The sequence below is a fragment of the Maribacter sp. genome, assembly GCF_049667165.1.
In the GTDB taxonomy this organism is placed as follows: Bacteria; Bacteroidota; Bacteroidia; order Flavobacteriales; family Flavobacteriaceae; genus Maribacter_A.
The window spans coordinates 1-10,129 of sequence record NZ_JBATHS010000072.1 but is presented as its reverse complement, the minus strand read 5'-3'; the positions used below and the strand labels follow the sequence as shown (position 1 = coordinate 10,129).

Here is a 10,129-nt window from a genome sequence, read left to right as displayed (position 1 = left end):
GAGGGCAGCCACTCTTCACCACGAATTACATGGGTAATCCGCATGAGATGGTCATCAACAATATTGGCCAAATGGTAGGTGGGCATTCCATCGCTTTTGTACAGCACCTTGTCATCCAAAATATTGGTATCGATGACGATGTCTCCGCGTATGCTGTCCTGTAACGATAATTTTTCATCCTGTGGAGTTAAAAAGCGAATGACATAATCGTCCCCTGCGGATAGTCTGGCCGTGGTTACCTGGGGGGACAGTGACAGGGAATTGTCCAATTTCAAGCGGTTGTGCCAGTTGTATATAAAAGTCTTTCCCTTAGCATCGTGGTCCTTGCGATGTAAGTCTAATTGCTCAGGAGTGTCAAAGGCATAGTAGGCTTTTCCCTTGGCAATCAAGTCGTCTGCATACTCCTTATAGAGGTGTTTACGCTCGCTTTGACGATAAGGTCCAAAGGCACCCTCTTTTCCTGGGCCTTCATCATAAGATAGGCCGCACCATTCCAAGGCGTCAATAATATATTGTTCGGCACCCTCGACATAACGGTTCTGATCGGTGTCTTCGATACGTAAGATAAAATCCCCGTTATGCTGTTTTGCAAATAAGTAATTGAAAAGCGCTGTACGAACACCACCAATATGCAAGGGCCCCGTAGGACTGGGCGCAAATCGAACCCTGACTTTCTGACTCATGTGAATTGTATTGAATGGCAAATATAAGGGAATACCGGTAAGCGCCCAAGCGCTATGGGAGACTATAGAAGTCTTACTTTGGGGCGTTTTAACATGATTTTGATACTGAAGTAATAGATATCGATTATCTTGCTATAAAAATTGGCCTGTCTTGCAAGCATATTATGATATAATTGATAAATTAAACCATTTCACAAAAAAGTATTATACCAAAATGCTGATAAAAGGTATTGTACTTACTTTGGCATTTGGTCTTTTGTCCATGTTTGGCATATTGGGGGTAGAATATTTTCTTTGGTTGAATTCCATTGGAAGATTGCTATTGTTTTTTGTTTTCATTGTACTTGTACTGTTTTTATTTTATCGCTTTATTTTTGTCCCCCTACTCTATTTGTTCAAGGTAAAAAATGGAATTACCAATAAGGATGCATCCCGATTAATTGGAAAGCACTTTCCTGAAGTAGCCGATAGGTTGTATAATTTATTGGATCTTGCTGACGATAAAAACCAATCGGAATTATTAATGGCAAGTATAGAACAGCGTTCCGAAAGGCTTCGGCCCATTCCATTCACAAGAGCAATCGATTATAAGGAGAATCTGAAATATTCAAAGTATTTGGTATTGCCTATTTTGGTATTTGGAGCTATATACCTGTCGGGTAATCTTACCTCTTTTTTCAATTCTTACAACAGAGTTGTGAATTATGATCTCGCCTACGCTCCCCCGGCTCCTTTTACCTTCGAATTGGTATCGAAGGAGCTCAAGGTATTAGGAGATAAATCGTATACGATTTATATAACAACACAAGGAGACATACGTCCAGACGCTGTAAACATTAGGATTAATGGAAAGGAACTTTTATTGCAACAAGAAAATGGTTTGTATAAATATACGTTTACCCCGCCCCTGGAAGATTCTGATTTTCAATTTTTTTCGGGCAATGTAGAATCTAAATTCTACCATTTACAGGTGTTGGATGCACCTACCATTCAGAATTTTACAATGGAATTCGATTACCCTGATTATTTGAATCGAACGTCGGAAGTTTTGAAAAGTACTGGGAATGCCATACTACCTGAAGGAACACAAGTGACTTGGAAAATGGTTGGTGAGAATACCGAATCGATACATTTGGTCGATAAGGATACCGTTCGGAATTTTACAAACACTGATAAAGAGTTCATTTTGTCTAACCGTGTTTTTGATACTTATGATTATCAGATTACGACCTCGAACAAGTATGTTACGGATTATGAAAAGTTGGATTATCGCTTTACCATAGTTAAAGATGCATATCCGACGATCAAAGTATCGCAGGTATTGGACAGCTTAAATCCGAATGTTTCTTATTTTGTTGGTGAGTCTTCAGATGATTATGGCCTGAGCACTATTAAAATGGTCTGTTATGCCGAGGGAAAGGAAGAAGATCGGCAGTACGTTAACATAAGTGAACCGAATACGAATTTCAAACAGTTTTACTATACCTTCCCTTCTGGGCTACGGTTAACGGAAGGTGTTGACTATCAGTTTTACTTTATTGCTACAGATAATGATGGCATCCACAAGGGGAAATCTGTAAAAAGTCAAATTTTCACCTATAATTTATTGAATGATGATCAGTTGTTAAAAAAGGAGTTGGAATCCCAACAATCCATTATTGGCAACATGGACCGTTCCCTTGAGAAGTATGAGGAACAGGAAAAAGCGCTTGACAAGATCAATCGGGAACAAAAGGAAAAGAAGGAACTGAATTACAATGATGAAAATCAAATCAAGGATTTTCTGGGAAAACAAAAGGAACAGGAAGAACTCATGCAACAGTTCAGCAAACAATTAAAGGAAAATCTCGAAAAGAATGCAAAGGATGACAATCTTAACAAGTTGCTGCAGGAACGCTTGGAACGGCAAGAGTTGGAAGCGATAAAAAACGAGAAATTATTGGACGAACTGAACAAGATCGCCAATAAAATCGATAAGGAGGAATTGACCAAACGCCTGGAGCAGTTAGGGAAAAATCAACAGAATAGTAAAAGGAACCTTGAACAATTGCTGGAACTCACTAAAAGATATTATGTGACTGAGAAAATGGCCCAAATGGCCAAGGAACTGAATAAGCTTGCCGAAGATCAACAGTCATTGTCAGAGTTGGAGGTTGAAAAGTTTTATAAAGAAGAAAATCAAGAAGAATTAAATACAACGTTCAAGGAATTGATAAAAGATTTGGAAGAATTGTTAGAAGACAATAGGAATTTACAAAAACCATTGGATTTAATAAGGGAGCAGGACAAGGAGGAGTCCATTAAACAAGATCAAGAGGAGGCTTTGGAGGAAATCGCTAAACAACGGAGCAACAATGACCCCAGTGATTCAAAGTCCAAATCGGAAGGTGCGGAGAAGGCTAAACAAAAACAAAAGTCTGCCGCTGATAAAATCAAAGAGATGGCCGAGGAATTAAATACGGCCACCGACAGCGCCTCCGGAAGTTCAGGTATTACGGAAGATGCGGAGATGTTACGACAGATTCTTGATAATTTAGTTACTTTTTCGTTTAAAGAGGAGACATTGTTCGAATCCGTGGAAGAAATGGATTTGGAGATAGCCAATTTTTCGGGTACGGTAAGAAAGCAAAATGAACTTCGAAGTTTATTCGAACATGTTGACGATAGTCTCTTTGCATTGTCGTTACGAAGGGCCGAGTTGTCGGAATTTGTAAACCAGCAGATTACCGATGTATACTATAATATGGACAAATCATTGGAAAGTCTTTCGGAGAATCAAATATACCAAGGGGTATCTTATCAAAAGTATGTATTGAATGCAAGTAATGAATTATCGAATTTCCTAGCTGATATTTTGGACAATATGCAACAGAGCATGCAGGCCGGTGCCGGCAAAGGACAAGGAGATCCGGGATTTCAACTCCCCGATATTATTAAAGGACAGGGTGAGCTAAAAGAAAAGATGGAGGGAATGGGACAATCGGGGCAGGGCCAACCCCAAGAGGGTGAGGGCAGTGGCAAAGAAGGACAGGGTACTGAAAAGGGTTCTGGAAAAGATGGTACAACACCGAGAAATACCAAAGAAGGCAATAAGGGAGAGAATGGTGAAAGTGGTGAAGGGGCTGGAAACCAGAATGGTAGGAATGGTAATGCCAATGGACAAGATGGGGCCAGTGAAAAGGAGTTAAAGGAGATTTATGAAATTTATAAGCAACAGCAAAGGTTGAGGGAACAATTGGAACAGCAATTGTCGGATATGATTAAGGATGATGATAGACAATTGGGTGAAAAATTGATTAAACAGATGGAGGATTTTGAAAATGATCTTATCGAAAACGGGGTAACCCAGCGCACTAGGAATAAAATGAATGTAATAGAACATGAACTCTTAAAGCTTGAGAACGCCACCCTGTCAAAAGGGAAGAAATCTGAACGGGAAAGCAATACGAATATCCATTTTTTCAATAATCCCGTATTGACGAAACCATCCATCCTACAACAATATAGAAATGATGTTGAAGTATTGGACAGACAAGCTTTACCTTTGCATCAAAATTATCAAAATAAAGTAAAGGAATATTTCAAGGATAATGATTGAGCTGTTTTATGAATGTGACTTCAGTATCAAGGACGTAGATAAGTATGTCGATTGGATTGGTAGGGTTTTAAAATCGGAAGATTCAGAAACTGGAGTGATGAACTATATTTTTTGTGATGACGATTATTTGATTAAAATCAATAAATCATATTTAAACCATGATACCTTGACCGATATTATCACATTTGATTATTCGGATAAGGGGATTGTACATGGGGATATTTTTATATCCATAGAAAGGGTTAGGGAAAATGCCATGTCATATAAGGATACGTTTGAAGGAGAACTCTTGCGGGTGATGGCACATGGCTTATTGCATTTAGTGGGATACAATGATAAAACACCTCAAGAAACGGCCTTAATGCGTCGTAAGGAGGAAGAAAAAATAAAAATGTTCCACGTGGAACAAAGCGAAGGGTATGTTTGAAGAAGAATATGATGTGATTGTTGTGGGAGGAGGGCATGCAGGCGCGGAAGCGGCTGCCGCGGCGGCCAATATGGGGTCAAAAACATTATTGGCCACGATGAACCTTCAAACGATTGGGCAAATGTCATGTAATCCGGCTATGGGAGGAATTGCAAAAGGGCAAATTGTACGGGAAATTGATGCCTTAGGTGGCTATAGTGGTATTATCACTGATAAATCGGCCATACAATTCAAGATGCTGAACAAATCAAAAGGTCCTGCGATGTGGAGTCCAAGGGCGCAAAATGATAGGATGCGGTTTGCTGAGGAATGGCGTTTGGCACTTGAAAGCACCCCGAATGTTGATTTCTATCAGGAAATGATCAGTGGTTTGTTGTTGGAAGGAAATAAAATAAAGGGTGTACGCACCTCTTTGGGCATTGAAATAAAAGGTAAGGCTGTTATCTTAACAAATGGTACATTTTTAAACGGACTCATCCACATAGGAGACAAACAATTTGGAGGAGGTCGTGCAGGGGAAAAGGCAGCTACCGGAATCACGGAACAACTAACAGGTTTAGGTTTTGAAAGTGGAAGAATGAAAACCGGAACACCCCCACGGGTTGATGGACGTTCTTTGGATTATTCTAAAATGATAGTTCAACCTGGCGATATTCGGCCTGAAAAGTTTTCATATTTAGATACTCCGATACTATCCACTCAAAAGGATTGTTATATGACCCACACTAGTACGCTGGTGCATGATGTATTACGGGAAGGATTTGACCGGTCACCAATGTTCAATGGGCGGATCAAAAGCATTGGACCCCGGTATTGTCCATCCATAGAGGACAAGATAAATCGATTTGCGGATAAGGATAGCCATCAGTTGTTCGTTGAACCTGAAGGTTGGAATACGGTAGAGGTATATGTTAATGGTTTTTCCACCTCGCTCCCAGAGGACGTACAATTTAAAGCACTTCGCTCTGTAATTGGTTTTGAAAAAGTAAAATTCTTTAGACCGGGCTATGCAATAGAGTATGATTATTTTCCGCCGACGCAATTAAAGCATACCCTCGAAACAAAGTTGATAGAGCATCTTTATTTTGCTGGACAAATCAATGGAACAACGGGATATGAGGAAGCGGCTTCACAAGGCTTGATGGCCGGAATCAATGCGCATTTGAAATTAAATGAAACGGAAGCATTCATACTAAAAAGGGATGAAGCTTATATTGGGGTTTTAATAGACGATTTGATTACCAAAGGTACGGAGGAACCTTATCGGATGTTTACCTCTAGAGCTGAATATCGCACGCTTTTACGACAGGACAATGCCGATTTAAGACTTACCCCTAAGGGGCATGCAATTGGGTTGGCATCCGAAGATCGTTTAAAACGTATGGAGGAAAAAAGGGAGAAATCGGACGCATTTATTAAATTTTTTAAGAATACCAGTGTTAGTCCCGAAGTAATCAATCCGATTTTGGAACGTGTGGATTCCTCCTTGGTAAAACAATCCGACAAAATGTTCAAAGTGTTTTCAAGGCCGAAGGTCACTATGGATCATATGATGGAATTGGAGGCCGTTTCCAATTTTGTCACCGAAAATAGCTTGGGTACTGAGGAAATGGAACAGACGGAAATCCAGGTTAAATATTCGGGCTACATCCTGAAGGAAAAAGGCAATGCGGATAAATTACATCGTTTGGAAAATGTCAAAATTCCTGACGGATTTGATTATTCTAAATTAAAATCGCTTTCTTTCGAAGCACGCGAAAAATTGCAGGCCATCCGCCCTGTGACCATTTCCCAGGCTTCTCGGATTAGCGGGGTTTCCCCTTCTGACATTAGCGTTCTTTTGGTTTATATGGGAAGGTAGCCCCCGGATTGTTCCACGTGGAACAATCGATTAAGAACCTCGTCCCCCCCCCATTTTGACATCGTAAAGTTCGAGTTTGGATTATCCCACAACCTTTGGGCGAAACGTGGTTTTTCAAGGGCTCGAAGTTGGGAAGTCCATTGAAGTTCATAAAGGTGCACATAGCTGTCATCTTTATTTTTGGTGATGGATACAGCTTTTTTTGCTATCCGCGTAATTGAAAGGGGATGGATATCCAAGAATTCATTCCTTATTGTATGTTGCTCTTTTCTGATTATCGCTTTGTCAAAAAAAGAGGAAGATTCTTTTTTGGTCCTTGGTGACAACGAATACATGAGAAAGGGTTATCGACACATTTCAGTTGCGGATGCGATAGCTTCGGATAAGGTCGACTAGGATTGGCAAGTACTTTCGCGGGAAATGGTTTTGGAGTATCTTAGGCCCTTTAAATTAATTTTTGTTTACCTATAATTAGAATGAAGGCGTATTTAAGAACTAAGGATTATTCGGTTTCAGGGGAAAGTTTTACGCTTGTTTATGATCCGATACTGAAAGGATTGGCAACCCAGCCCCAGCCCAACGACCTTGACCTTTATTACAAGAGCGAAAGCTATATCTCGCATACAGATGCCAATAAAACACTTAGCGATAAACTGTACCAAAGAGTTAAAAAATATAGCCTTAAAAAAAAGGAAAGGCTGATTTCAAAATACTGTTCCAAGGAAAAAACACTTTTGGATGTTGGGGCGGGAACCGGTGATTTTCTATTGACGGCCAAACAAAAAGGGTGGAATATAAGTGGCGTGGAGCCCAATCAGGATGCGAGACTTCGGGCGGCAGAAAAGGGTATTGCATTGAAAACAAACATGCAGATGCTCCCAGAACAGAAATATGGGGCAATTACCTTATGGCACGTTTTAGAGCATTTGCCCGATTTAGGGGACCAAATCAAAAATCTTGTTTTAAGACTTAGGGAAGATGGTACCTTGGTGATTGCCGTACCCAATTATAAATCTTACGATGCCAAACATTATGGGGAATATTGGGCCGCTTATGATGTGCCAAGACATCTTTGGCATTTTTCAAAAGCGTCAATACAAAGTATCTTCGCCGAGCATGGTTTGAAAGTAGTCAGCATTAAACCCATGATCTTTGATTCGTTTTATGTTTCCTTGTTATCCGAAAAGTATAAAACAGGACGACAAAATTATTTCATGGCCTTTGCCATTGGGTTGTTGTCCAATATAAAGGCGTTAGCCAGCAAAGAGTATTCTTCCCACATTTATGTGCTACAAAGAGCCTAATATTGAATTTAAGGCGATTTGCGGGCATTTTGCATCAATGTATAATGAAGTGCACCATTTGTTCTGAGTTGTGCATTATACACGCTTCGGAACACTCAAAAAAACATAGTTTATAACAATAAGTATTACATAAAGTAATAGAAAATATCTATTATGTAAAAAGAAGACCATAAAAATGAATTCCATTATAAGGGACCGACATTTGGGAGTAAATGCACAAAACAATCAATTAAGGTAAAAGTTCAAAAAAGCTTTCCTATTTTTGCGCAATTCAAAAAACAATCTTTTACCTAGTGAGAACTTAAATTTACGAAATGAAAAAATTATTAATGGTTGCTGTCGTATTATTGATTATGTCTTGTCAGCAAGAAAAAATAGGTTTTGTCGATAATGTCAAATTAATGCAAGACTATCAGAAAAAGAAAGACATAGAGGCCAAATATACCACCAAGTTGGAGGCTTTTGGCCAAAAGAAAGACAGTATTACACAGGCCTTTCAACAAGAGGCCCAAGCCTTTCAGGTCAAGGCACAAAGTATGTCCCAACAGAAAGCCCAGGAAGAGTATGGGATGTTCCAACAAAAGGGACAGCTTATAGGACAGCAATTACAGCAAGAGGAGCAACTTTTACAAATGGAGGGCCAAACCGATATGGATAGTTTGGTGACCAAGGTAAAAGAAGAGATCAAGGCCTACGGAAAAGCCAATTCTTATTCGTACATCCTTGGTGGTGGTGATGGTGGTAGTGTGCTGTACGGTAAGGAAGCCAATGATCTTACCGATGAGATTACCAAAATTCTCAACGACAAGTACAAAAACTAGAACGTTTCGCGTTTGAATCAAAACCCTGACATTAATGGTCGGGGTTTTTTGTTTTAACCCTGTAGTAAGTAAACCAGTAAAATGGCAGGTACAAAATAGATGACAATCGTTCTTGCGCCGTCATAATCCTTGGCCACACGTTGTCCGAAAAGTAACATCAATAGCACGACACAAGACAAAATGGCCCCATAAAAGCCTAACTCGGTTTCGCCGTTACGCGCGAGTTGAACTATGCCTATGGCACATAAAATGCCGGCAACCACTTCGAGTGCAAGTACGATTCCCAATAATAAAGGAACCATGTTCTTTAAAGGGGTGTTTTCAAAATGACCCTTTAACCACGACAAATTTCCACCCCAATCGAATAGCTTATCCAATCCGCTCTGAACAAAGGTGATTGCCAAAAACAATGAAAGAAGTATTTCCGTGCTGTTGTTCAAAAGTATATTCACTGTATACAGATTTAGTTTTGATTAAAAAAAGGAGTTTCCTTTTTATGTAATAAACGGGTCAACTTGATTGAAAGATCGGTCAGGATGATTTTCGAATTACCATTTCGTTCAATGTGATACATGGCCTCTTCCAGTTCGTCGACGATAGGTAATATGTTATTCTCATGTATAAATGATGCGAATTTTTCCATCTTGAATCCGTCAATATGAATGCGCATAAAAGCCAATTCCCCCACATTGAAATTAAGGAGCATGGCCTGACGCATAACTGCAATACAATACTGAAGGAACTTCTTTTGGGTTTCCCTACCGGTTTTCGCCACTTCTTCGGCCCAGAGTATAAGTTCATGTATGGCCCCCTTATTGCCTTTGGCCTTAAATGCACTACGCACCCATTGCACAAACCATCTTTCGAAGACCAGATCCTCAGAATCCTTGTTCATTAAATCTAAGGCCTTATTGAAATTACCATTTGCCTCATGGGCCAAGCGTAACGCCTCCCCACGAACCAACCCCTTGTTTTCCAGACCTTTGGCAATGGCATCTTCTGATAAAGGCGGAAAATGTAAAATTTGACACCGCGATTTGATGGTTTGTATGATGTCTGCTTCATTTTGCGCTATTAGCAGGAAAACCGTTTTATTCGGAGGCTCTTCAATCAGCTTCAGTAGTTTGTTCGCGCTGGCCGTATTCATTTTTTCGGCCATCCATATCAACATGATCTTATAGCCGCCCTCATACGATTTCAAGGATAACTTTTTGACGATATCATGAGCCTCATCGACCCCGATTTGCCCCTGTTTTTTTTCAATCCCGATCAAACGGTACCAATCGAAGAGGTTGCCATAAGGCTGTTCCCTGATAAATTGGCGCCATTCTTCCATATAATGGTTGCTTACGGCGTGGCTACTTACCTTATCAGAATTTGACACCGGAAAGGCAAAGTGTACATCGGGATGTGAGAGGGTATTGCACTTGGTATT

The 10,129-nt window shown here is 40.0% G+C and carries 8 protein-coding genes; 5 read left to right on the top strand and 3 right to left on the bottom strand.

Translation table 11 applies throughout. The features are described 5' to 3' along the window. Nucleotides 1-683 (bottom strand): glutamate--tRNA ligase (locus tag WBM98_RS04305; RefSeq protein WP_424364795.1); only part of this gene is annotated, 683 nt, incomplete at its 3' end. A 214-nt stretch (nucleotides 684-897) separates the two neighbouring features. Here WBM98_RS04305 and WBM98_RS04300 point away from each other — a divergent pair. The 5 genes from WBM98_RS04300 to WBM98_RS04280 all read left to right on the top strand — a co-directional run bounded on the left by WBM98_RS04300 (nucleotide 898) and on the right by WBM98_RS04280 (nucleotide 8,694). After that, on the top strand, nucleotides 898-4,281 hold the full coding sequence (locus tag WBM98_RS04300; protein ID WP_424364794.1) for a hypothetical protein: 3,384 nt from the start codon (nucleotides 898-900) through the stop codon (nucleotides 4,279-4,281). Continuing rightward, the gene (gene ybeY / locus WBM98_RS04295) at nucleotides 4,274-4,708 is read left to right on the top strand and encodes an rRNA maturation RNase YbeY (protein ID WP_424364793.1); all 435 of its coding nucleotides are present in this window, start codon (nucleotides 4,274-4,276) and stop codon (nucleotides 4,706-4,708) included. Before WBM98_RS04300 ends, ybeY begins: the two co-directional genes overlap by 8 nt. Next, nucleotides 4,701-6,569, top strand: a complete 1,869-nt coding sequence (gene mnmG / locus WBM98_RS04290; protein ID WP_424364792.1) for a tRNA uridine-5-carboxymethylaminomethyl(34) synthesis enzyme MnmG — start codon at nucleotides 4,701-4,703, stop codon at nucleotides 6,567-6,569. The genes ybeY and mnmG overlap by 8 nt, the downstream gene beginning before the upstream one ends. Nucleotides 6,570-7,045: 476 nt before the next feature. Next, the gene (locus tag WBM98_RS04285) at nucleotides 7,046-7,873 is read left to right on the top strand and encodes a class I SAM-dependent methyltransferase (RefSeq protein ID WP_424364791.1); all 828 of its coding nucleotides are present in this window, start codon (nucleotides 7,046-7,048) and stop codon (nucleotides 7,871-7,873) included. A 314-nt stretch (nucleotides 7,874-8,187) separates the two neighbouring features. Next, a complete protein-coding gene (locus tag WBM98_RS04280) occupies nucleotides 8,188-8,694 on the top strand; it encodes an OmpH family outer membrane protein (protein ID WP_424364790.1) in 507 nt (168 codons plus the stop codon). A gap of 53 nt (nucleotides 8,695-8,747) precedes the next feature. On the opposite strand, the gene WBM98_RS04275 is transcribed toward WBM98_RS04280, so the two are convergent. Beyond that, on the bottom strand, nucleotides 8,748-9,146 hold the full coding sequence (locus WBM98_RS04275; protein WP_424364789.1) for a DoxX family membrane protein: 399 nt from the start codon (nucleotides 9,144-9,146) through the stop codon (nucleotides 8,748-8,750). A gap of 11 nt (nucleotides 9,147-9,157) precedes the next feature. Continuing rightward, nucleotides 9,158-10,129: ATP-binding protein (locus WBM98_RS04270; protein ID WP_424364788.1), on the bottom strand; the 972-nt coding region annotated here is incomplete at its 5' end.